General features: G+C 64.9%; 19 protein-coding genes. 10 read left to right on the top strand and 9 right to left on the bottom strand.

Annotation, left to right across the window (positions count from 1 at the left end; all coding sequences use genetic code 11):
- From RPPS3_RS03600 to RPPS3_RS03570, 7 genes are read left to right on the top strand one after another with little or no spacing between them, the layout of a single operon-like run.
- On the top strand, positions 1–1098 hold the full coding sequence (locus RPPS3_RS03600) for a carbon-phosphorus lyase complex subunit PhnI (protein ID WP_107342880.1): 1098 nt from the start codon (positions 1–3) through the stop codon (positions 1096–1098).
- Positions 1095–1973: an alpha-D-ribose 1-methylphosphonate 5-phosphate C-P-lyase PhnJ gene (locus tag RPPS3_RS03595; protein ID WP_107342879.1), complete on the top strand. Its 879-nt coding sequence runs from the start codon at positions 1095–1097 to the stop codon at positions 1971–1973. The genes RPPS3_RS03600 and RPPS3_RS03595 overlap by 4 nt, the downstream gene beginning before the upstream one ends.
- Positions 1966–2784, top strand: a complete 819-nt coding sequence (gene phnK / locus RPPS3_RS03590; RefSeq protein ID WP_107342878.1) for a phosphonate C-P lyase system protein PhnK — start codon at positions 1966–1968, stop codon at positions 2782–2784. Before RPPS3_RS03595 ends, phnK begins: the two co-directional genes overlap by 8 nt.
- Complete coding sequence (gene phnL, locus RPPS3_RS03585) at positions 2784–3494, top strand: phosphonate C-P lyase system protein PhnL (protein WP_107342877.1); 711 nt, start codon at positions 2784–2786, stop codon at positions 3492–3494. Before phnK ends, phnL begins: the two co-directional genes overlap by 1 nt.
- Before the next feature lie 20 nt (positions 3495–3514).
- Positions 3515–4669, top strand: coding sequence for an alpha-D-ribose 1-methylphosphonate 5-triphosphate diphosphatase (locus tag RPPS3_RS03580; RefSeq protein ID WP_107346414.1), 1155 nt, complete (start codon positions 3515–3517; stop codon positions 4667–4669).
- On the top strand, positions 4666–5250 hold the full coding sequence (phnN, locus tag RPPS3_RS03575; RefSeq protein ID WP_107342876.1) for a phosphonate metabolism protein/1,5-bisphosphokinase (PRPP-forming) PhnN: 585 nt from the start codon (positions 4666–4668) through the stop codon (positions 5248–5250). Before RPPS3_RS03580 ends, phnN begins: the two co-directional genes overlap by 4 nt.
- Entirely contained in the window at positions 5231–5878 is a 648-nt protein-coding gene (locus RPPS3_RS03570; RefSeq protein WP_107342875.1) for a pyridoxamine 5'-phosphate oxidase family protein, read from the top strand. Before phnN ends, RPPS3_RS03570 begins: the two co-directional genes overlap by 20 nt.
- A gap of 135 nt (positions 5879–6013) precedes the next feature.
- Here RPPS3_RS03570 and RPPS3_RS03565 read toward each other — a convergent pair whose 3' ends face one another.
- Entirely contained in the window at positions 6014–6988 is a 975-nt protein-coding gene (locus RPPS3_RS03565; protein WP_107342874.1) for a Bug family tripartite tricarboxylate transporter substrate binding protein, read from the bottom strand.
- Positions 6989–7147: 159 nt separating this feature from the next.
- Positions 7148–8023 (bottom strand): IclR family transcriptional regulator, encoded by an 876-nt coding sequence (locus tag RPPS3_RS03560; RefSeq protein ID WP_107342873.1) that lies wholly within the window; start codon positions 8021–8023, stop codon positions 7148–7150.
- A 143-nt stretch (positions 8024–8166) separates the two neighbouring features.
- Here RPPS3_RS03560 and RPPS3_RS03555 point away from each other — a divergent pair, with 143 nt between their 5' ends.
- Positions 8167–8346 (top strand): hypothetical protein, encoded by a 180-nt coding sequence (locus tag RPPS3_RS03555; RefSeq protein ID WP_107342872.1) that lies wholly within the window; start codon positions 8167–8169, stop codon positions 8344–8346.
- Between the two features lie 7 nt (positions 8347–8353).
- Here the strand turns inward: RPPS3_RS03555 and RPPS3_RS03550 are convergent, their stop codons facing one another.
- The 3 genes from RPPS3_RS03550 to RPPS3_RS03540 are packed head-to-tail and all read right to left on the bottom strand — an operon-like array spanning position 8354 to position 13226.
- Positions 8354–9481 (bottom strand): ABC transporter permease, encoded by a 1128-nt coding sequence (locus tag RPPS3_RS03550; RefSeq protein ID WP_107342871.1) that lies wholly within the window; start codon positions 9479–9481, stop codon positions 8354–8356.
- A 2-nt stretch (positions 9482–9483) separates the two neighbouring features.
- Positions 9484–12198: a ribosome-associated ATPase/putative transporter RbbA gene (rbbA, locus tag RPPS3_RS03545; protein WP_107342870.1), complete on the bottom strand. Its 2715-nt coding sequence runs from the start codon at positions 12196–12198 to the stop codon at positions 9484–9486.
- Complete coding sequence (locus RPPS3_RS03540) at positions 12195–13226, bottom strand: HlyD family secretion protein (protein WP_107346413.1); 1032 nt, start codon at positions 13224–13226, stop codon at positions 12195–12197. The genes rbbA and RPPS3_RS03540 overlap by 4 nt, the downstream gene beginning before the upstream one ends.
- A 146-nt stretch (positions 13227–13372) precedes the next feature.
- Between RPPS3_RS03540 and RPPS3_RS03535 the strand changes: the two genes are divergently transcribed.
- Positions 13373–13987, top strand: a complete 615-nt coding sequence (locus RPPS3_RS03535) for a TetR/AcrR family transcriptional regulator (RefSeq protein ID WP_234820084.1) — start codon at positions 13373–13375, stop codon at positions 13985–13987.
- Between the two features lie 66 nt (positions 13988–14053).
- Entirely contained in the window at positions 14054–16087 is a 2034-nt protein-coding gene (locus RPPS3_RS03530) for a YgiQ family radical SAM protein (protein ID WP_107342869.1), read from the top strand.
- Between the two features lie 206 nt (positions 16088–16293).
- Here the strand turns inward: RPPS3_RS03530 and gltA are convergent, their stop codons facing one another.
- The 4 genes from gltA to RPPS3_RS03510 form a co-directional block, all read right to left on the bottom strand.
- Positions 16294–19278, bottom strand: coding sequence for an NADPH-dependent glutamate synthase (gltA, locus tag RPPS3_RS03525; protein ID WP_107342868.1), 2985 nt, complete (start codon positions 19276–19278; stop codon positions 16294–16296).
- A 325-nt stretch (positions 19279–19603) separates the two neighbouring features.
- Positions 19604–21055, bottom strand: a complete 1452-nt coding sequence (boxB, locus tag RPPS3_RS03520; protein ID WP_107342867.1) for a benzoyl-CoA 2,3-epoxidase subunit BoxB — start codon at positions 21053–21055, stop codon at positions 19604–19606.
- 170 nt (positions 21056–21225) lie between these two features.
- Positions 21226–22920 (bottom strand): 2,3-epoxybenzoyl-CoA dihydrolase, encoded by a 1695-nt coding sequence (boxC, locus tag RPPS3_RS03515; protein WP_107342866.1) that lies wholly within the window; start codon positions 22918–22920, stop codon positions 21226–21228.
- Positions 22921–23048: 128 nt separating this feature from the next.
- On the bottom strand, positions 23049–23870 hold the full coding sequence (locus tag RPPS3_RS03510; protein ID WP_107342865.1) for an alpha/beta fold hydrolase: 822 nt from the start codon (positions 23868–23870) through the stop codon (positions 23049–23051).
- Between the last annotated feature and the right edge of the window lie 15 nt (positions 23871–23885).

The following is a 23885-nucleotide window of genomic DNA, read 5'->3' as shown; positions in this document are numbered from 1 at the left end:
ATGTATGTCGCAGTCAAAGGCGGCGAACGCGCCATCGACAATGCCCACCGGCTGCTCGCCGACGCCCGCCGCGGGAAACGTAACGTGCCGGAGCTGACGCTCGATCAGATTTCCGAACAGCTCGCGCTCGGCGTCGATCGGGTGATGAGCGAAGGCTCGCTCTACGACCGCGAGCTGGCGGCACTGGCGATCAAGCAGGCGCGCGGCGATCTGATCGAAGCGATCTTCCTGGTGCGAGCATTCCGCGCCACGCTGCCGCGGTTCGGCTCGTCCGAGCCGGTCGACACCGGCGCAATGGCGGTCCGGCGGCGTATTTCTTCGACCTTCAAGGACATTCCGGGCGGCCAGATCCTCGGCCCGACCTTCGACTACACCCACCGGCTGCTCGATCCGCAGCTCGCCGAAGGCGGAGATCCGGCCGAGCCGGCGACGGCGGAAGCCAGTGATGCGTCGACGCCGCGGGTGACCGACATCCTGCGCCAGGACGGGCTAATTGAAGAGTCGCCGATTGCGGATGACGACAGCGCGGTCGGTGACCTCACCCGGGAGCCGCTGAACTTTCCGGCCGGGCGCGACCTGCGGCTGCAGAACCTCGCCCGCGCCGACGAGGGCTTTCTGCTGGCACTCGGCTATTCCACCCAGCGCGGCTACGGCCGTAACCATCCGTTCGCCGGCGAAATCCGGTTCGGTGAAGTCGAGGTGTTCTTCGAGGCCGAAGACGCCGGCTTCGCGGTGCCGCTCGGCAGCGTGGCGCTGACCGAGTGCCAGATGGTCAATCAGTTCAAAGGCTCGGCGACCGAAGCGCCGCGCTTCACCCGAGGCTACGGCCTCGCCTTCGGCCAGAGCGAGCGCAAGGCGATGTCGATGGCCCTGGTCGATCGCGCGCTGCGCGCCGGCGAACTCGGCGAGGACGTCAAGGCGCCGGCTCAGGACGAGGAGTTCGTGCTGTCGCATTCGGACAACGTCCAGGCGACCGGATTCGTCGAGCATTTGAAGCTGCCGCACTACGTCGATTTCCAGTCCGAGCTCGGCCTGCTGCGCAAGCTGCGCGCCGAATTCAACCAGGAACAACCCGAGCTGCGCGAGGCTGCGGAATGACCGAGGCGACTTACAACTTCGCTTATCTCGATGAGCAGACCAAGCGGATGATCCGCCGCGCGATCCTGAAAGCGATCGCAATCCCCGGCTATCAGGTGCCGTTCGCCAGCCGCGAGATGCCGATGCCTTATGGCTGGGGCACCGGCGGCGTTCAGGTGACGGCGTCGATCCTCGGCCCGGACGATACGCTGAAGGTGATCGACCAGGGCAGCGACGACACCACCAACGCGATCTCGATCCGGAAATTCTTCGCCAAGACGGCCGGCGTCGCAACCACGACGGCAACGCCGGACGCGAGCGTGATCCAGACCCGGCACCGGATTCCCGAGACGCCGCTGCATGAAGGCCAGGTGCTGGTGTATCAAGTGCCGATCCCGGAGCCGCTGCGCTTTCTGGAGCCGCGCGAGACCGAGACGCGGCGCATGCATGCGCTCGCCGAATACGGTCTGATGCACGTCAAGCTTTACGAGGACATCGCCAAGTTCGGTCACATCGCCACCGCCTATGCCTACCCGGTGAAGGTCGCCGGCCGCTACGTGATGGACCCGTCGCCGACGCCGAAGTTCGACAATCCGAAGATGGACAATTGTCCAGCGCTGCAACTGTTCGGCGCCGGCCGCGAGAAGCGGATCTACGCAATCCCGCCCTACACCCAGGTGGTGTCGCTGGATTTCGAGGACCATCCGTTCACGCGCTATCGCCAGGACGGCTGCTGCGCGCTGTGCGGCGCCGACGATTCCTATCTCGACGAGATCGTCACCGATAACGCCGGCAGCCGGATGTTCGTCTGCTCCGACACCGATTATTGCGAAGGCCGCCGCGCCCAGGGCCACACCGGCAGCGAAACCGCACCGATGGAGAGCGTCCATGCTTGATCGCATCTCGTCCGCCGCACCGGGCGCCTTCACCGCGGCCGATCAGCCGCTGCTGATCGCCGACGGCCTGTCGAAACGCTACGGCCGGATCGATGCCTGTCGCGCCGTGTCGTTCGAGCTCTTCCCCGGCGAAGTGCTGGCGATCGTCGGCGAATCCGGGTCCGGCAAATCGACCCTGCTGCAGATGCTGTCGGGGCAGATGACGCCGAGCGCCGGTCGCGTGTCCTACCGGATGCGTGACGGCATCCTGCGCGATCTTGCCGAACTCGGCGAAGCCGAACGCCGGCTGCTGCTGCGCACCGATTGGGGCTTCGTGCATCAGGATCCCGCACAGGGCCTGCGCATGGCGGTCTCCGCCGGCGCCAATGTCGGTGAGCGGCTGATGGCGGTCGGCTGGAATCACTACGGCAAGATCCGCAGCGTCGCCAACGACTGGCTGGAGCGGGTCGAGATCGACACCGGCCGCATCGACGACGCGCCGCGCACCTATTCGGGCGGCATGCGGCAGCGGCTGCAGATCGCCCGTAACCTCGTCACCGATCCGCGCCTCATCTTCATGGACGAGCCGACCGGGGGACTGGACGTCTCGGTGCAGGCGCGGCTGCTTGATTTGGTCCGCAGCCTGGTGGCCGAACTTGGGCTCGCCGCGATCGTCGTCACCCACGATCTCGCGGTCGCGCGGCTGCTATCGCACCGCATCCTGGTGATGAAATCCGGCCGCGTCATCGAGACCGGGCTGACCGACCAGGTGCTCGACGATCCGCGCGAACCCTATACGCAACTGCTCGTCTCCTCGATCCTGCCGGCGTGATGACCATGACCCAAGCTCCCGCTCTCGTCGTCGATAACGCCCAGAAGAGTTTCGTCATGCATCTGCAGGGCGGCGTCACGCTGCCGGTGGTGCGCGGCGTCAGCTTCCAGGTTCAGCCCGGCGAATGCGTCGTGCTGTCCGGCCCCTCCGGCGCGGGCAAATCGTCGATCCTGAAAATGATCTTCGGCAATTATCGCTGTGACTCCGGCGCGATCCGTATCGCCCATGAGGGCGGTACGCTCGACATCGCCACCGCGCAGCCGCGCCAGATCCTTGCCGCTCGGCGCGGCAGCATCGGCTATGTCAGCCAATTTCTACGCGCCGTCCCCCGCGTCGCGGCGCTCGACGTCGTCGCCGAGCCGCTGATCGTGCAGGGCACGGCTCGCGAGGCGGCGCGCGAACAGGCCGGCGTGCTGCTGCGCCGGCTCAACATTCCGGAGAGGCTGTGGACGCTGCCGCCGGCGACGTTCTCGGGCGGCGAACAACAGCGCGTCAACATCGCCCGCGGCTTCATTTCGCACACACCGATCCTGCTGCTCGACGAGCCGACAGCATCGCTCGACGCCAAGAATCGCGCCGTGGTGGTCGAGCTGATCGCCGAGACCAAGGCGCAGGGCGCCGCGATCATCGCCATCGTGCACGACGACGAGATCCGTGAGATCATCGCGGACCGCATCGTCGACGTGACCTCGTTTGCCGCCGCCGCATGACCAATGGAATGAACGAGACCATGACCAATTCGCAGGAGATGGTGCTGGGCAATGCCCGGCTGGTGCTGGCCGACCGGGTGATCGAGCACGGCTGGGTCGTGATCGCCGATGGCGTGATCGCGGAAATCGGCGAAGGCGACGCGCCCAAGGGCGCCAAGGACATGCAAGGCGATCTGGTGATGCCCGGCCTCGTCGAGCTGCACACCGATCATCTCGAGGCGCACTACACGCCGCGGCCCAAGGTGCAGTGGAATCCGGTCGCCGCCGTGGTGTCCTATGACGGCCAGCTCGCCACCTGCGGCATCACCACGGTACTCGACTCGCTCCGGGTGTGGCGCGAGGAAGGTGCCGAGGAGGTCGATGGCCAGGCGATCGTGCTGGCCGGCGCGATCTCGACGGCGCGTGACGCGCAGCTGCTGCGCGCCGATCACTTCCTCCATCTGCGCTGTGAAATCCCGATGCCGAACGTGGTGGCGGAGGCCAAGGAGCTGATCGACCGCCCCGACATCCGGCTGATGTCGCTGATGGATCATACGCCGGGCCAACGCCAGTTCCGCGACGAGGAAAAGCTGCGCGATTACTACCGCGGCAAGGGCGCCGGCATGACCGACGCCGAGCTCGACGTGATGTTCGCACGCCGGGTGTACTGCAAAGAAAACTACGCCGACGCCAATATGCGGGCGATCGTCGAGCTGGCGCATCGCTACGAGATTCCGCTGGCGAGCCACGACGACACCACGCCGGAGAACGTCGCCGACGCGATCCGCGACCGGGTCGCGGTCGCCGAATTCCCGACCACGCTGGAAGCGGCGCGCGAACTGCACCAGGCCGGCATCGACATCCTGATGGGCGCGCCCAACGTGGTGCGCGGCGGCTCGCACTCCGGCAACATCGCGGCGATCGATCTGGCACACGAGGGACTGCTCGACATCCTGTCGTCGGACTACATCCCGTCGAGCCTGTTGATCGCGGCGTTGCAATTGCCGATGCGCGCGCCGGCGATCGACCTTGCCGCCGCGATCCGCACCGTCACCAAGGCGCCGGCCGAAGCGGTCGGCCTCAACGACCGCGGCGAAATCTCCACGGGCAAGCGCGCCGACCTGATCCGCGTCCACGTCGCTCATGATGTGCCGGCGGTGCGCAGCGTCTGGCGCGAAGGACAGCGCGTGGCATGACCGATATCGCGGTGGCGGAGCAGACGACGAAACTGATCGGCCCGGGGCGGCTGGTGCTGGTGGTCGGCCCCTCCGGCGCCGGCAAGGACACGCTGATCAATGCCGCCCGCACGCTCGGTGCCGATGATGCAACGATCGTTTTTGCGCGCCGCACCGTCACCCGCGAAGCCTCTGCGGCCGAAGACAATCTGCAGGTCACGCCGGAGGACTTCAGCCGCCTCGAAGCCGCCGGCGATTTCGCGCTGTCTTGGCGCGCCCACGGCCATGCCTACGGTCTGCCGCGCAGTCTCGATGACGACATCCGCGCCGGACGGACCGTGGTGGCCAACGTATCCCGGATGGTGATCGACCCTGCGCGAACCGCTTACGCCAAGGTCGTCGTCGTGCTGATCACGGCGCCGGCCGAGGTGCTGGCCGCGCGGATCGCGACGCGGGCCCGCGCCAGCGACGGCAGCATCACCGATCGCGTCGGGCGCAGCGTTGCGGCGCATCCCGACGTCACCATCAGCAATGTCGGCGATCCGATCGCCCACGCTCAAGACTTGTTGGAGATCATCCGCCATGGACGCCCGCAGCCCTGACGACCGCCGCACCGCCTTCCCTGCGCTCGACACGGTCGAGGCGCTGGAGGCGATCTATGGCGTGCCGAACGACGCCTCCACCGAAAAGGTGGCGCACTGGATCACGCCGCCCTATCGCACGCTGATCGAGAAGTCGCCGTTCGCTGCGCTCGCCACCGTTGGACCCGAAGGACTCGATTGCTCGCCCCGCGGCGACGTCCCCGGCTTCATTCGTGTGCATGACGACACCACGCTGCTGATCCCCGACCGCCGCGGCAACAACCGGATCGATTCACTGCGCAACGTCGTGCGCGATCCGCGCATCGCGCTGATGCTGCTGATCCCCGGCTCGATCAACGCCCTGCGCATCAACGGCCGCGGCTACGTCACCGCCGACGAGGCATTGCGGATGTCGTTCGACGTGGAAGGCAAGGCGCCGCGCACCGTGATCGTGATGACGGTCGAGGAAATCTACTTCCAATGCGGCCGCGCGCTGATCCGCTCCGGACTGTGGGACCCGAGCAAGCAGGTCGCACAGGAATCGCTGCCGACGCCCGGCGAAATCCTCGCTTCGATGACCGAAGGCCGCGTCGGTGGCGAAGCATACGACCGCGCCTGGCCCGAACGCGCCAAGGCGTCGATGTGGTAGCTTGCCTCCCGCACGTCCACCGTCTTTGCGAGGAGCGAGCGACGAAGCAATCGAGACTCTATACGTTGAGCCTCTGGAAAGCTCGTTTCACTCGTCAACGACGCAGCGACGGCCGGCGTTATTGCGCCGGTCCGGTCAGTTCTCTCGCAGTCCGGCCTCCTCGATCACGCGGCTCCACTTCGCGGTCTCGGCATCGATAAAGGCCGCGAACTCCGAGCCATTCAGTCCGTGCGCTTCGAGGCCCTGAGCGATCAGCTTCTTCTTCACCTCGGTATCGCCGAGTGCTCGCAGCACCGCGTCCTGCATCCGGTCGATGATGGGCGCAGGCGTTGCAGCCGGCGCCATGAAGCCGTACCAACCGGCGGCGACGATCTGCGGAAAGCCCAGCTCGACCAGCGTCGGCGCGTCCGGATAGATCGCGCTGCGCTGGGCCGAGCCGGCGCCAAGCACACGGAAATTCCCGGCCTGGATGTGCGGCAGTGCCGAGCTGATGGCCGTGAAGGTGGCGTCGACGCGTCCCGCATGGAGTTCGGTATAGGCCGCGGCATCGCCGCGCAGCGGCACGTTGAGGCCTTTGACGCCGGCGGTCTTGAACAGCAGCTCGGCCGCAAGATGCGGCTGCGAGCCGGGCCCTGGAGAGCCGAACGTCAGCCCCTCCGGCTTCGATTTGCCGTAGGCGACCAGGTCCGGCAGCGTCTTGAAATCGGACTTGGCGTTGACGATCAAAAAGATCGGCGCGAACGCCGCCATCGCCACCGGCCGCAATTCGCTGCGCTGATAGTTGAGCTTGCCGAACAGCGCCTCCGCCGTGGCGTAAGGCGCCGCGGCGTACAGGAAGGTGTAGCCATCAGGCTGGCTGTGCGCGACCATCTCGTTGGCCAAGCGGGTGCCGGCGCCCGGCTTATTTTCGACGATGAATTGCTGGTGCAGCTCGCGCTCGAGGAAATCGTTGATGATCCGCAGCGAGATGTCGTTGGCGCCGCCGGCGCCATAAGGCGAGATCGTCTTGACGATGCGGGCGGGCCAGTCGGGTGCAGCAAACACCGGCCATGAAGGGGCCGCGAAGGCCGCGGCGGTGCCGGCAAGTAGCAGGCGGCGGGTGATCGGCATGGCGTCCCTCCCTGTGGTTCGACGCCCTGGCACGACGTCAGTCCAAGCATGAACGCGGCCGCAACTCCCGCACAGCGCGACGTTCGGGTATCTCTCCCTGCAGGGCGATGTCCGACCATGCACCTGCCGCTGCCCAGGCAGCGGCAGGCGATCGTCGTCTCACCTCGTATTAGTTTTGGCCGGCCGCTCGCGCGGCGCAGCAGGCTCCGGATGCACGACCAGCGCGCGGATGCTCTCCGCCAGCGCACGCACGCGCGGTCCGATTTCGTTTTCGAGCTGGCCCGGCTGCAGTCGAAACGCCGGGATGCCGCAATTGATCGCAAACGCGCGATCGCGCAGCCGGAACAGCGGCGCCGCGATGGCATGGATCGCGGGCAGGTATTCACCGAAACAAGTACAGAATTGCCGGTCGGAGCATTGCCGCAGCCCGTCGTGGAAGAGATCGCGATAGCTCGCCCACATCGCGCCATCGGCGGCTTCGAGTTGCTGTTCGAGCCTTGCGGCTTCGGCCTCCGGCAGGATCGACGCAGCCGCCCGGCCCATTGCGGTTCGCACCACAGGTATCGGCATCCCGATGTCGGGCGTATGCGGCCCGACATCGCCCGATCGCGCGGTTTCGACGTAAACCATCGACGGCCCGTCGAGCAGGCCGATCGAAACGGTGCCACGCACGCTGTAGGCGAGATCCTGCATCAGCGGCCGCGCCAGCTGGCGGAACGGCATACCAGCGAGCAGCGGATGCAGCATCCGCAGCGCGCGGGCGCCCACCGCGTATTTGGCAATGCGCGCGTCATAGTTCAGGTAACCGAGCTCGGCGAGCGTGTGCGTCAGCCGGGCCACCGTCGGCCGCGGAATCCCGGTCCGGACCGAGATTTCCATATTGCCGAGCAGCCCACCGCCCTCGAACGCCTCAAGCACCACAAGTCCCTTCGCGAGCGTCGTCGCAAACGCCCCATCACTCGCGCTGTCGGCGAGGATGGGTTCGGCGGAGGGGCTGGGCATGAATGTTGGGCGGATGCGCGTGGCGTCAGTCATATTCCAAGTATCGGGAAGAATTTCTTAATTGTCCAATTTATTGCGAATTGAATGCGATCGCGTCCATTATGTGGACAAAACTGCTCACCCCCGGAAGCAACCGATTTCGGGTGTGGCGCGTTGAAAGACGGGAGGAAACCGCCATGAGCGAACGCAAGGAACTCGAGCCGCAGGATTTCCCGATCGAAACCGACCAGACCGCGCTGAAGACCAGCGACGGTCAGCCGATTGCTGAAGCCAAGAGCAAGAAGCTCGCCGACGATATCGCCGACCGCCTCAACGAGCAGGCGTATCGCGAAGAGCAGGACTGCTGGTCCGCCTGAGGCGACGTCAGTCCTGGGACGAGATGGTCTTGGCGAAGCGGATGCGGCAGATCGCGAGCGTGACAACGCCGATGACGAGCAACGCCAGAAGCTGTCGCCAGACCAGATCGAGCCCGGCACCACGGTACAGAACAGCCTGCGAGAACGAGACGAACTGCGTGTTCGGCGTGAACTGCATGACGAATTGCAGCCAAGGCGGCATCGTCTCGATCGGCGTACTGGCGCCGGACAGAAGATAAAGAATGACGATCACCGGGATCGCCAGCAGGCCGAACTGCGGCATCGTGCGCGCGTAAGTCGCCAGCAGCAGACCGAGCGCCGTCACCGAAAACATAAACAGAACCATGCCGAAGGTGAACAGCGGCACCGAGCCGATGATCGGCACACTCAACACGCCTTTCACCATGAACTGCAGCGACAGCAGCGCAGCGATGATAATCACCGCGCCGTTGGCGATGATCTTCGACAGCATGATGTCGAGCGGCCTCACCGGCATCACCAGGAGATGCTCGATGGTGCCGCGCTCGCGTTCGCGGATCAGCGCGGCGCCTGTCAGAATGATCGACAGCGTCGCGATGTTGTTGATCACCTGCATCACCGAGGTGAACCATGCCGAGTTCAGGTTCGGATTGAACTTGGCGTGCATCACCAGATTGACCGGCGCGTGGGATGAGCCGGAATCCTTGCGCAGGTAAGCTGCGGTTTCATTCAGCACGATGTTCTGGATATCGACCGCACCATTGCCGGCGATCGCCATCGCGGTGGCGTCGACATCGATCTGCACGGTCGGGTTCTTGCCGGAAAGCGCGTCGGATTCGAATTTCGGCGGGATTTCGACGACGAACACGTAGCGACCAGTGTCCATCGCAGAATCGATCTCGGACGGAGCAATGGGTTCGGCGGCGCGGAACAGCGGCGGAAGCATCGCGGCGGCGATCCGGCGCGACAGTTCGGAGTGATCCTCGTCGACCACCGCAACTCGCGCGGCCTCGACTTCCAGCTTGGCGCCTGTGGCAATCGTGTAGATCGCCACGCTGAAGACGTAGACGATGAAGCCGAGCAGGATGGGATCGGCCCACAGGCTGCGCAGCTCCTTGCCGGTGAGACGATAGATATGCCGTAGCATCGAGCCCATCGTCACGCCTCCTGCTTGCGCAGCGCAAGGATCGCACCAATCAAATAAACCAAGCCAAAACCGAACAGGATCAGCAGGTTCGGCGCCAGCATCCAGAAGCTCATGCCTTTGGTGAAGGCGCCGATACTGACCTCCTGAAACCAAGCCGCAGGGAACGCCTCACCGAACCACCGCCCGGTCTGCGATAGCGACGATACCGGCACCAGCAGGCCGGAGAAGTTGACGGCCGGAATGATCGAGATGATCGCGACGATGAAGATCGCGGCGATCTGCGTGCTCAGGAACGACGAGAACAATACGCCGAGCGCCGTGGTGGAGAACACGTAGAGCAGCGCTCCTCCGACCAGTGCGACGACCGAGCCTCGCACCGGAACGCCGAAGATCACAATCGCTCCGAGCAGCAACAACACGAAGCTGAAGAACGACAGCAGCGCGTAGGGGATCTGCTTGCCGAGCAGGAATTCCGTCGCGGTCACCGGCGTCGACCGGAAGTTTGTGATCGAGCCGACTTCCTTCTCGCGGACCACGCCGACGGCGGTCAGCATCGCCGGGATCAGCATCAGGATCAGCGTAATCACGCCGGGAATGATCGAGTACACGCTCTTGAACGCCTGATTGTAGCGGAACCGGGTCTCGATGTTGATCGGCGCGGTGGGTGACGCCATCGCATGCCGCCGATACTGCTCGGCCAGATAGGCCTGCGACAGTCCGGTGACGTAGGACCGAATGGTCTCGGCGCGGAACGGCATCGCACCGTCGATCCACACCGCCACTTCCGGCGACTTGTTGGTCAACAGGTCGCGTCCGAAACCGTGGGGCACTTCGATCACCAGCTTCAATTCACCGCTGGCGAGCCGCCGATCGATGTCTGCCGCGGACTTGATATCCGGCGCCTGCTGGAAGTATCGCGACCCGGAGAAACTCTCGAGAAGTTCGCGGCTCTCCAGCGTGTTGTCCTGGTCGTACACCGCATAGGTGAGGTTCTCGACGTCGAACGAGATACCGAACCCGAAGGTCAGCATCAGCACCAAGGGGCCGAGGATCGCAAAAGCGAGCCGCAGCCGGTCGCGCAGGATCTCCATCGTCTCGCGGCGGGCGTAGGCCCAGAGCCGCGCCGGGTTGAACCAGTGTTGCTTGGTGATCGCCTCGCGCGGCGCGGCGAAGCTGTCCTCTTCACCGTCATGTTGAACCCCAGTCGCCTCTTCCAGATAGGCGATGAAGGTCTGCTCGAGATCGGCAGCGCCGCGGCGCTCGACCAGCTCGTGCGGCGCGCCGACCGCCAGCACCTTGCCGGCGTGCATCAACGAAATCCGATCGCAGCGCTCGGCCTCGTTCATGAAGTGGGTCGAGATGAAGATGGTGACGCCGTCCTGGCGCGACAGCCCGATCAGCATCCGCCAGAACGAATCACGCGCCACCGGATCGACGCCTGAAGTCGGCTCGTCGAGAATCAGCACCTCAGGGCGATGGATCACCGCGACCGCAAGCTGCAGCCGCTGGCGCAGACCGAGTGGCAGGCTGTCGGGCCTGGAGTCGGCAACATCGGCGAGATCGAACCGCGCCAGCATCTCGGCGACGCGATCGGGAATTTGTGCACTCGGCAGTTCGAACAATTGCGCGTGCAGCAGCAGGTTCTGCCGCACCGTCAATTCGGAGTACAGCGAGAAGCTCTGCGACATGTAGCCGACACGCTTGCGGGTCGCCATGTCGGAGGCGTCGAGCACTTCACCGAACAGCCGCGCCTCGCCCTCGGTCGGCGTCAGCAGGCCGGTCAGCATCTTCATCGTGGTCGACTTGCCGCAGCCGTTGGAGCCGAGGAATCCGAAGATCTCGCCGCGCTTGATCTGGAAGTTGACGTGGTCGACCGCGGTGAAGTCGCCGAACCGGCAGGTCAGGTTCTCGGCTTCGATCGCGTAGCCGTCTCCGCTGTTCGGCAACGGCGGCAGCACAACATCGGCATAGTTGGCACGCATCTCGGCCGGCAGCAGCGCGATGAAGGCTGCATCCAGTGTCGGCTGCTTAGTCTGCGCCCGCAGTTCGGCCGGCGCACCGGCACCGATCACCTTGCCGTCGTTGAGAGCCGCGAGCCAATCGAACCGCTCGGCCTCTTCCATATAGGCGGTGGCGACCAGCACGCTCATCTGCGGCCGCCGCTTGCGGATGCGATCAATCAGTTCCCAGAACTGCCGGCGCGACAGCGGGTCGACGCCCGTTGTCGGCTCGTCGAGGATCAGCAGATCCGGATCGTGGATCAGCGCGCAGCACAGCGACAGTTTCTGCTTCATGCCGCCGGACAGTTTGCCGGCAGGCCGATCGCCGAACGGCGACAGGCCGGTGGCGCGCAGCAATTCGGCGATACGCGCCTTGCGTTCGGCCGTACCCTGGCCGAACAGCCGGCCGAAGAAATCCAGGTTCTCGAACACCGACAGCGTCGGATACAGATTGCGGCCGAGGCCCTGCGGCATGTAGGCGATCCGCGCCGCACTGGCGGCGCGATGACGCGCGTCGCGCATATCGCCGTCCAGCGCCAGCACGTCGCCGCTCTGGATCCGGCGCACGCCGGCGATCAGCGCCAGCATCGTCGATTTGCCGACGCCGTCGGGCCCGATCAGGCCAACCATCTTGCCGGCGGGTAATTCCAGCGTGACGTCGTCCAGAGCATGTATCGCGCCGTAGGCGTGAGTGACATGCGTGAGACGCGCGGCGAAGCCGGTCATTGCGGCAGCTTGACCTGCAGATTATCCGGCCATTGCTTGTCGCTGTCCGTGCGCAAATACGCCATCCCTCGCACGCCGGTCTTCACCTCACGCTCGTATTTGCGCAGCAGGTCCGGAGGCAGCGTCAGCTTGACGCGGAACATCAGCTTTTCGCGCTCGTCTTTGGTTTCGACCGCCTTCGGCGTGAACTGCGCCTCGCTCGCCACGAAGGTGACCTTCGCCGGCACCACATATTGCGGGATCGCGTCGAGGATCAGCCGGGCGTCGGAGCCGTAGGCCAGCGCGGCGGCGACGCTCGCCGGCACGAACACCGTCATGTAGACGTCGGTGAGGTCGACCAGCGTCAACACGCGGGAGCCGGCACCAAGCACTTCACCGGCCTGCGCCAGCTTGTACTGAATGCGGCCACGGCGCGGAGCCTTCAGCTGCATGTCGTCCAGCACCGTCTTGATCCGCGCCACTTCGGCGCGGGCCGCATCGATCGCAGCCGTGGCGTCACTGAGGCTCGCCTTCGCGGCGATCAGCGCCGCATCGGCGACGTTCTGCGCGGCCTGGCGCTGGTCGCGAATTTCGGCGGTGGAGAAGCCTTTTTCGAACAGCGCTTCGGCACGGCCGAGCTGCTGAGCGGCGAGCTTCTGTTCGCTTTCCCGCTGCAGCACCATCGCTTCAGCGACCGCCTTGCTCTGCACGGCGCGGCGCTCCTGCGCTTCGGCAGCAAGCAGCTGGGCCTGAATGTCGGAGACGTCCATCTTCACCAGAAGCTGGCCCTTCTCGACCTCGTCGCCCTCTTTCACCAGGACTTCGGCGATCCGGCCCGCCAGCTTGGTGGCGATCTCGACCTGTTCGGATTCGAGCCGGCCGTTGGCCGAGGCAAAGCCCGCGGGCAGCCGCTTCGGCATCAGCTTTTGGATCAGCTTGTCGAACTTGTCGTCGGCGTGAGCGGGAAGCGGGCCGGCCAAAATGCCGGCTCCGAGACACAGGGCGCTGAACAGCCGGACACCACGGCGGGTCGGGTGGAAGATCGTCATCATACGGCTCCGGAATCACGGACTGAACAGTGAGCGCCCCCGCCTCAGCTATCCCTCCGCTTGTTAAAGGCCAATTCCGCTTTGAAACGGATTGCCCGCGAAGCTCGTTCGCGGTATTGAACACAATTGTTCAAATCAGATCAAGTGTGTCCAAGATCGTGTCCAGCCCGGCGCAGCGACAGATCTACCTGGCGGCGATGCAGTTATTCGCCGAGCGCGGCCTGACGCAGATCAGCGTAACCGATTTAGCCCAGGCGGCCGGTGTCGCGCGGGGCACAGTTTACAATAACCTGGGCGACCTCACCGGCCTGTTCGACCTGGTGGTTACCAATCTGGCCACCGAATTGAATCCCCGGCTGACCGTGGCGCTGGCGGAGTGTCATGAGCCGGTGCGGCGGCTCGCGACCTGGATGCGACTGCTGATCCGTCAGGCCCACGAAGAGCCACGGCTCGGCCGGTTCGTCTGCCGGTTCGGCATGAGTTCGACGACTCTGCGGGTGGTCTGGGACGGACGTCCGCTCGACGACCTTGCCACCGGACTGTCACAACGCGGCCACAGCCTCGGTCCCGCGCAGATCGCTTCGGCTGCTAATTTCATCTCGGGCGCGATCCTGGGAGCCATTTTTACAAGTCTCGACGGCCACCGCACGTGGGTCGACGCGGCTGCCGAGACCGTGGAATGGGTGCTGGTCGGCCTCGGGGTGTCGCGCGAGGAGGCACGGAACCTTGCGGCCGGCGACCTGCCGCCACTGCCGGAGTGATCACAGCGGCGAGACGGCACGGCCCTTGCCGTTGAACTTGCCGCCCCCCGGTCTTATGCCTGGGCGATGCAGACATCCATTGATACGGCCCCGCCGCTGATGACCCGGTTCCGCTCCAGCGCGGCACCGCACAAGCCCGCGCCTTTCCTGCCGATGAGCCGGGCCGAGATGAATAAGCTCGGCTGGGATGCCTGCGACGTCGTGCTGGTGACTGGTGATGCCTATGTCGACCATCCGAGCTTCGGCATGGCGATCATCGGCCGGCTCCTCGAATCCCAGGGTTTCCGCGTCGGCATTATCTCACAGCCGGATTGGCAATCCGCCGAGCCGTTCAGAGCGCTTGGCAAGCCGCGCGTGTTCTTCGGCGTCACCGGCGGCAACATGGACTCGATGGTCAACCGTTACACGGCCGACCGAAGGCTGCGCCACGACGACGCCTACACGCCGAACGGCGAAGGCGGCAAACGGCCGGACCGCTGCACGCTGGTCTATGCGCAACGCTGCCGCGAGGCGTTCAAGGACGTCCCGATCATTCTTGGCGGCATCGAGGCCTCGCTGCGCCGGATCGCACATTACGATTACTGGTCCGACAAGGTTCGGCGCTCAGTGCTGGCGGACGCCAAGGCCGATCTGCTGCTCTACGGCAACGCCGAGCGCGCGGTGGTCGAAGTCGCGCATCGGTTAGCTGCCGGCGAAGCACCGCGCGAGCTTGACGACATCCGCGGCGTCGCGCTGTTCCGCCGCGTGCCAGACAACTACACGGACCTGCACGCCGACGACCTCGATGCCGCCGATGAAGGCGCGCGGCAGGTGCGCGGCGACGTGGTGATCCGGCTGCCTAGCTGTGAGCAGGTCGAGCAGGACAAGGAAGCCTATGCCCGCGCCTCGCGTGTGCTGCATCGGGAAAGCAATCCCGGCAATGCGCGGCCGTTGGTCCAGCGCCATGGTGATCGCGACCTGTGGCTCAATCCGCCCCCGATCCCTCTGACCACCGAAGAGATGGACTCGGTCTACGACCTCCCCTACGCCCGCGCGCCGCATCCGTCCTACGGCAATGCCAAGATCCCAGCGTGGGACATGATCAAGAATTCGGTGACGATCATGCGCGGCTGCTTCGGCGGCTGCACCTTCTGCTCGATCACCGAGCACGAAGGCCGCATCATCCAGAGCCGGTCGGAAGCCTCGATCCTGCAGGAGATCGAGAAGATCCGCGACAAGACGCCCGGCTTCACCGGCGTGATCTCCGACATCGGCGGTCCTACCGCCAACATGTACCGGATGGCGTGCAAGGACCCGACAATCGAGGCCTCATGCCGTAAGCCGTCCTGCGTGTTCCCGGATATTTGCCCGAACCTCAACACCTCGCACGACGACCTGATCCGGCTGTACCGCAAGGTGCGCGAGGTGAAGGGCATCAAGAAGGTGATGGTGGCGTCGGGCGTGCGCTACGACCTCGCGGTAAAGAGCCCAGCCTACATCAAGGAGCTGGTGAGCCATCACGTCGGCGGTTACTTGAAGATCGCACCGGAGCACACCGAGCGCGGGCCGCTCGACAAGATGATGAAGCCGGGCATCGGCGCCTATCACCGCTTCAAGCAGATGTTCGAGGCCGCCGCCAAGCAGGCCGGCAAGCAGTACTATCTGATCCCGTATTTCATCGCGGCGCATCCCGGCACGACCGACGAGGACATGATGAACCTCGCGCTGTGGCTGAAGCGCAATCGCTACCGCGCCGACCAGGTGCAGACCTTCCTGCCGTCACCGATGGCGACTGCGACCGCGATGTATCACAGCGGCGTCAACCCGCTGCGCGGCGTCCGCCACGGCGCCAGCGAGCCGGTCGAGGCGATCAAGGGCCTGCGGCAGCGCAGGCTGCACAAGGCGTTCCTGCGCTATCACGATCCGGACAATTGGCCCGTGCTGCGCGAGGCGCTGAAGTCGATGGGACGCGCCGACCTGATCGGCTCACGGCCGGATCAGCTGGTGCCGGCGCATCAGCCGCCCGGCACCGGCAAGGCCGCCGGCACCCGCCGCCCGGTGCGCGGCGATGGACCAAAGCCACAGCGCTTCACCACCAAGGGCGTGCGGCTGGTCAAGTAACAGCCGTTACTCTCTCGAGGCTAGCGTCCTCGAGAGCTCTCACAACAACTACCGCCTCATGGTGAGGAGGCGCGAAGCGCCGTCTCGAACCATGGGCCGCAGGCGATGCGGCTCCTCATCCTTCGAGACGCCCGGCGTCGCCGAGCTCCTCAGGATGAGGACTCCGTGCTTAGATACAGCCTATCTCTTCAAATCAAGGACGCTGTTTACGTCAGCAACCCGCGCTTGCCTTCTTTCCAGCGCGCGAATTCGGTCTGCAGCACCGAGACGTGCTCGTCCTCTTCGGCGGCAAGTTCGCGATAGAGCTGCCGCTCGACCGAACCGTCCGGCGTCTCGCCGACCCGGGTCTTGAAGAACGAGGCGGCGCGCCGCTCAAATTCGATTGCGGCTTCGAACAGCGTGGTCGGATCGCCGATCCGGCCTTTGACACCGGCCATGATCGCCGCGGTGCCGAGATGGAAGCCCTCGGTCGCCTGCGGAATTGCCACGTGATAGCGATTGGCCAGCGTGGTCATGTGCTCCTCTTCCATCGCGGCGAAGCTGAGGAACAGCTCCTGCAATGTCGGATCGGAGGTTTCTTTGGCGGCGCGGGCATAGAATGCGCGGCCGCCGAGTTCGATCTCGAATGCGGTGCGGATCGCCGCAAGCCCGGCCTCGTCGTTGACGCCGGCGCGATCGATCGGCTGCAGCTTGCCACCGCAATGCGGGCACATCCCATAAGGGAACGCGAAGCCTTCGCTGACCTTGGCGCAGTCGTCGCAGCGCCATTGCAGCTCGGAGCCGGCACAGCAGATGTACTCTTCGGAGCCTTCCAGCGGCTGGTGACACTTCGGGCAATGCGCCACGCCATCCTCCTCGATCGGCGATGCCAGCTTGCCGGCGACGAAATCGTCGGCATCCTGCGCGGTGATGGGCCATTTGGTCTTGTTCAGACGCAGCCAGGCGGCGATCGACTTGGCGGCGCGGCGGCCCGCGCTCATCGCCAGGATCACAGTGGCGCCACCCGTGACGATGTCGCCGCCCGCGAACACGCCCGGCATGTTGGTCGACTGTGTGTCGTCGTCGGCTGCGATGTTGCCCCACTTGTTGAGCGCGAGGCCGGGCGTTGCCTGGCCGATGATCGGATTCGGCTTGGTGCCGAGCGCGTAGATCACCGTGTCGCATTCGAGCTCGATGAACTCGTCGAGCGGCACCGGCTTGCGTCGACCGCGCTCGTCTGCCTCGCCGAGCTCCATCTTCTGCAGCCGCACCGCACGGACGTCGCCGCTCTCGGTGACGAGAATCTCCACGGGCGAATGCAGGAAGAAGAAGTCGACGCCTTCCTCCTTGGCGTGGCGGATTTCTTCGATGCGGGCCGGCGCCTCGGCTTCCGACCGGCGATAGACGCAGCGAACCGTCTCGGCGCCGACACGGCGGGCGACGCGCAGGCAATCCATCGCGGTGTTGCCGGCGCCGATCACGATGACGCTGTTGCCGACGCTGACAGGCGTATCGAGATATGGGAAGCGGTCGCCGCCCATCAGATTGATACGGGTGAGGAATTCGTTGGCCGAATAGACCCGACCGGCGAACTCGCCGGGAATGCCCAGGAAGGTCGGCGCACCGGCGCCGGCCGCGACGAACACCGCATCGAAGCCGCGGTCGCGCATCAACTGTTCGATAGTGAACGTCTTGCCGACGACCTTGTTGGTCTCGAACTTGACGCCGATATCCTTCAGCCGCTGGATTTCGCGATCGATGATGTCGCGCGGCAGCCGGAATGACGGAATGCCATATTGCAGCACGCCGCCGAGCACGTGCAGCGCCTCGTACACGGTGGTCTCGACATTGTAGCGGGTGAGATCGGCTGCGGCGGCAAGGCCCGCCGGGCCGGAGCCGACGATCGCGACCTTGCCGATCGTCTTGGACAGATCGATCGGCTTGCTCTTCGGCACCCGTGCGTTGTCACCGATGAAGCGCTCGAGACGACCGATCGCGACCGGCTCATGCTTCTTGTACTTGCGGATGATGCACTGCGCTTCGCACTGCGTCTCTTGCGGGCAGACGCGGCCGCAGATCGAGGGGAAGATGCTCGACTGATAGATCGTCTCCAGCGCCGCATCGAAGTCCCGGAACAGGATGTTGCGGATGAACACCGGAATGTCGATACCGACCGGGCAGCCGGCCACGCAGGTCGGCGTGATACACTGGATGCAGCGCTCGGCTTCCTGCAGCGCTTCCTCGACCGAATAGCCGAGATTGACTTCTTTGAAGTTGGTGGCGCGCTCGTGGGCGTTGCGCTCGGGCATCGGGGTTTGATGCGGCGGCAGCGTCGCCAGCTTCTTGTAGTTGCGCTTGCCCTCGACGATCAGTTGCTTTTCGAGATTGCAGACATGGGCGAAGTGTTCGTTCGCCTTGTCTTCCTCGGTCTTGAACCGCTTCTGGCGGGCGTGCAGCTCGTGGAAGTCGACCTTGTGGCCATCGAAATCCGGCCCATCGACGCAGGCGAACTTAACTTCATTGCCGACCGTGACCCGGCATGAACCGCACATGCCGGTGCCGTCGACCATGATGGTGTTGAGCGACACCATGGTCTTGACGCCGTGCGGGCGGGTGGTCTCCACGCAGGCGTGCATCATCGGCATCGGGCCGATCGCCACCACCTTGTCGGGCTTCTGCTGGGTGATGACGCGCTCCAGCGCCGCGGTGACGAGGCCGGGCTCGCCGTAGCTGCCGTCATCGGTGCAGATGATCAGTTCGTCGGCGAATTCGCGGAACTTGTCCTCCCAGAACACCAGGTCCTTGGTGCGGAAGCCCATGATCGCGGTGGTCCGTGCGCCGGATTGTTTGAAGGCCCGAAGCTGCGGGAAGATCGGCGCGACGCCAAGACCGCCGCCGACAAACACCACGTGGTCGACCTTGTCGATGTGTTGCGGCAGACCGAGCGGACCGACGAAGTCTTCGAATGCTTCGCCTTCCTTGAACTTGTCGCGCATCTCGCGCGTGGTCTTGCCGAGCGCCTGGACGACGACCGTCACCAGCCCCTTGTCGCGATCGAAATCGGCGACGGTGAGCGGAATGCGCTCGGCACCGTCGTAGAGACGAAGCATGACGAAATGGCCGGGCTCGGCAGAAGCCGCGATATCCGGTGCCTCGACGTCCCACAGGAAGGTCGCGTCCGAGAACTGCTCGCGTCGAACAATACGATACATGGTGACAGCACAGATTGGTCCGAGGCCGGCGAGCGGCATCGAGAGGTGAGGGGAAAGCGGCCCAAAATAGCCAACGAGCGCCAAATTGATTTGACTTCGGTCATGTCCGGTCCGGCGCCGCACCATTGCCGGCGGACGCAGTCCACTCGGTGGCGATCGAGGGATTAGGCCGATTTGTGCGCTATTGACCGGCGCTGACGGGCAGCAAGCGAGTCTTCACCCGACGTTCCGCATGCATGACCGGCATGCAAAAGGCCGCCCGGCTTTCGTCGGGCGGCCTTAGACATAGGTCTAAGAATGAGAGCGCTACAGCTTCCCGCGCGCCTCAGGTCTCGATCTTGACGTACTCGAAATCACCCGGGCGATTGTCGATGCCGACCTTCGGCGGCGAGATCCACGACGCGTACTGCCCGGCCTCCGACACCGGCACCATCAGCGAGGCGATGAATTCGCCATCATCCCCCGACGGCAGCCATTCGTTGCGCCGCTTGGCCCAGGTCGCCGGATCGATCAGCACGCCGTCGGGCGTCGCTTCGACGTCCTTGAACTCGCCGATCTGGCGGTGGAACGCGACGTGCGGCAGCTTGAGCTGGAAGTCGTAGCCGGCGGTGGTGATCACCTTGTTCCAGCGCAGCAGACCCTTGACGCAATCCTGCGAGTAATCGTCACGCAGCCGCATGTTCAGCGCGGTCAGCGCCGGCTCGTCGACACGCTTGATCTCGCCGTCCACCAGCTTCAGCACCGGATAGGTGTCGTGCTCGAGCTTGTGGTCGTCCTGGATCTGAGTCTCGTGGAAGCGCCCCTTGATGCCGGCATTGAAGGCGTTGGCGGCGTTGGTCGAGACTTCCGAGCCGAACAGATCGAGCGACAGCGAGTAGTGCAGATTGAGCTTCTTTTGCACCGTCGGCAAATCGATCACGCCGAGCGCGCGGACCTTGTCGATGTCGGTCGGATCGGTGATGCCCGCGGCGCGCATCGCCTCGCAGGTCCGCTGCACCACCCGGCTGATGCCGGTCTCGCCGACGAACATGTGGTGCGCTTCTTCGGTCAACATGAAGCGGCAAGTGCGGGACAGCGGATCGAAGCCCGACTGCGCCAGGCTGTGTAGCTGCATCTTGCCGTCGCGGTCGGTGAAATAGGTGAACATGAAGAACGACAGCCAGTCCGGCGTCGCCTCGTTGAACGCCCCCAGCATCCGCGGCGCATCGTCCGAGCCGGAGCGGCGGCGCAGCAGACCGTCAGCCTCCTCGCGGCCGTCGCGTCCGAAGTATTTCTGCAGCAGGTACACCATCGCCCACAGATGGCGACCCTCTTCGACGTTGACCTGGAACAGGTTGCGCATGTCGTAGAGCGACGGCGCGGTCTTGCCGAGATGGCGCTGCTGCTCGACCGACGCCGGCTCGGTATCACCCTGGATCACGATCAGCCGCCGCAGCATCGCGCGGTGCTCGCCCGGCACTTCCTGCCAAGCCGGCTCGCCGTAATGCTGGCCGAACGGCACCACGCGGCCTTCTTCCTTCGGCGCCAGCAGAATGCCCCAACGATAATCGGGCATCTTGACGTAGTCGAACTTCGCCCAGCCGCGCGGGTCGACCGAATACGCCGTGCGCAAGTACACCAGCGACTCCTGGAAGCCCTCCGGCCCCATGTCGTTCCACCAGTCGATGTAGCCGGGATGCCATCCCTCGAGCGCCTTCAGCACCTGGCGATCGGAGCCGAGATCGACGTTGTTGGGGATCTTGGTCGAGTAGTCGACGTGCATGATGTTCATGTTCATGGGCGGCTCCCGGGTTGATCGCGGTATCAATCACCGTCATTGCGAGGAACGGAACGACGAAGCAATCCAGCTGCCTCGCGCGCGGTCCTGGATTGCTTCGCTTCGCTCGCAATGACGAAGCAGATGTCTCGTTTCAGCGAGAGCGCGCCACATCGAGCTGATCGCTCGTGTCAGACTCTCGTCATATCGAATTGCGGCTTCTGCCCGCTGCCGTAGCGGCGAAGCGCGCCGACCTCGCCGACCGCATTGGGACGCTGGAAGATCCAATTTTGCCAGGCAGTAAGCCGCGCGAAGATCTTCGACTCCATGGTCTCGGGGCCGACGAAGCGCAGGTTCGCTTCCATGCCGGTGAGACTGTCGGGCGAGAACGATGCGCGCTCTTCCAGGAAGACGCGGACCTCATCGTCCCAATCGATATCGTCGAGCGCGAACGTGACCAGACCCAGCGTCTCCGCCGCCTCGGCATCGAGCGCTTCGCCGGTTTTGCTCTGCACCGCCTCGTGGTCGGCCGGATCAGCCTGGAAGCGCGACTGCAGCCGGGTGAGACCGTGGCTCATCGGATAGGCACCGAAGTTGAGTCCCGACAACGTCAGCATCGGCGGCGGACGATTATCGCCCTCACGGGAGCCGATCAGCATGTAGCTGCGGTCGGCGGCGAACACGAGCTCCGCCAACGTACCGGCGAAGCATGAGCCGGGCTCCACCAACGTCACCAGAGAGCGCGACGTGACATCGACGCGCTTCAGCACGCGCTTCCAGAAATGGCGGATCTCGTTGACCAGCCAGTGATCCTTGTGTGCTTCGAGAAGCGCGTCGTAAGCCAGCACTTGGTTCGCATCGCCGTGGGACTTGAACACCCAAAGTCCGAGCTCCGGCTCGTTCAGCCGCAGATGCAGGACGGCGTCGTCGAGTTCGCGGGCGAGCTGCAACGGCCAGAACGCCGCGCCTTGCGCCTGCAGCGCTTCGACCGACGTCGGCGGCGCTTCGTCCGGACCCGTCAGCGTGATGGTCGCGACCCGGGCGGCGCGATCGATCTCGATGCCGACCAAGCCGTAGCGCACGCTGGTATCGTCGAATTGGCGCTGCAGCGGCGTCAGCTCCACGCCCGCGCCGCTTCCGTTTCGCGGCGAGGCGGCAGCAAGTTCGCGGGCGCGCTCGGCCACCTTGGCGTCGAGCTTGGTGGTCGCGACGATGTCGTCGACCAGCCGCCACTGCACCGCGCGCTTACCCTTGATGCCTTCCTCGATGGTGCAGAACACATCGGCATGATCGCGGCGGACCTTGCGCTTATCGATCACGCGGGTCAGGCCGCCGGTGCCGGGCAGCACCGCGAGTAGAGGTACTTCCGGCAAGGCGACCGCCGCGGAGCCGTCGTCGGCCATGATGATATGATCGGCGGCGAGCGCGAGTTCGTAACCGCCGCCGGCCGCGGTGCCGTTGATCACCGCGATGCTACGCTGGCCGGAATGCTGCGACGAATCCTCGATGCCGTTGCGGGTCTCGTTGGTGAACTTGCAGAAGTTGACCTTGTGGACGTGGCTGGCCCCGGCCAGCATCCGGATATTGGCGCCGGCGCAGAACACCCGGTTCTTGGCGGAGCGTAGCAGGATCACCTTCACGGCGGGATGTTCGAACCGCAGCCGCTGCATCGCGTCGGCGAGTTCAATGTCGACGCCGAGATCGTAGGAATTCAGCTTGAGCTGGTAGCCTTCGAACAGACCGCCGTTCTCGTCGACGTCCAGGGTGAGCGTAGCGATCTCGCCATCAACCGTCAGCTTCCAATGCCGATAGCGGGACGGCTCGGTCTGAAAATCGACCCGCACAGCTCCGTTCGCGAGCGGGCGCGTGTCTGCGGCCTCGGCCATGGCGGCTCCCTGCGCTTCCTCTTGCTTCTAATGTGCATTATAATTCATGTTTTGCCGGAGAGTCCAGCCGCAAATGCGACTTTGATGCATTTTAATGCGAGGCGGCCTGGTCCATTGCCGATGGCCGATCAGGCCGCGCGACCGCCGGTCGCCTCGGCATGGCCGCTCAGAATGCGGTCCGCGAAGCCGGCGATCAGCCGCAGCGTCGCGTCGGCGGCTTCGCGATGCGGCGAATGCCCCGCTCCCGCGAGCAGTTCGACTTCGAGCGGGCAATAGCATTCCGAACGTGCGATCTCGATCTGCCGCATCGTTCCGTATTGGTCGTTCTCGCCCTGCACGATCTGCAGCGGCACCCGGATGTAAGCGAGCGAGTCGGCGATGTCCCAGGCGCGAAACGCCGGATCGAGCCAGGCATCGTTCCAGCCGTAAAAGGCATTGTCGACGTCGTCGTGCCAGCGCGCGAGCTTTGCACGCAGCTCGGTCGTCTCGTACGTCGTCCGAATCGCCGCGATCGACGCCACCGAAATGTCTTCGACGATGAAGTGCGGCGCGATCAGCGAGACACCGCGAACGCGGTGATCGGCGACGCCGCCCGCATACAGCGCCGCAATCGAGGCCCCGTCGGAGTGGCCGACCAGCAGGCCGCGGCGAAAGCCGATCTGGTCAAGCACCCGCGGCAACACCTGCAAAGCCTCACGATGCATGTAGTCGAGCGGGCGCGGCAATGCGGCACGTGTCGAGCTGCCATAGCCGGCGCGGGAATATGCGAACACGCCGGCACCGGTCGCGGCCGCGAGCTTGTCCGGAAATTCGCCCCACAACGCCGCCGAGCCCAAACCTTCGTGCAGCAACACAAGGGTCGGCGCGACGTCCGGCTGTGGACCGGCGAAGCGATATTCCAACTGGGCGCCTTCGATTGCCAGCGTACCAGTCGGGTTCAAGCCTGCCATTGTTCTTCCTTTTGT

This window comes from Rhodopseudomonas palustris, from assembly GCF_003031265.1.
In the GTDB taxonomy this organism is placed as follows: Bacteria; Pseudomonadota; Alphaproteobacteria; order Rhizobiales; family Xanthobacteraceae; genus Rhodopseudomonas; species Rhodopseudomonas palustris_H.
The sequence above is the reverse complement of the archived record's forward strand: the minus strand, read 5'-3'. Positions and strand labels throughout refer to the sequence as shown.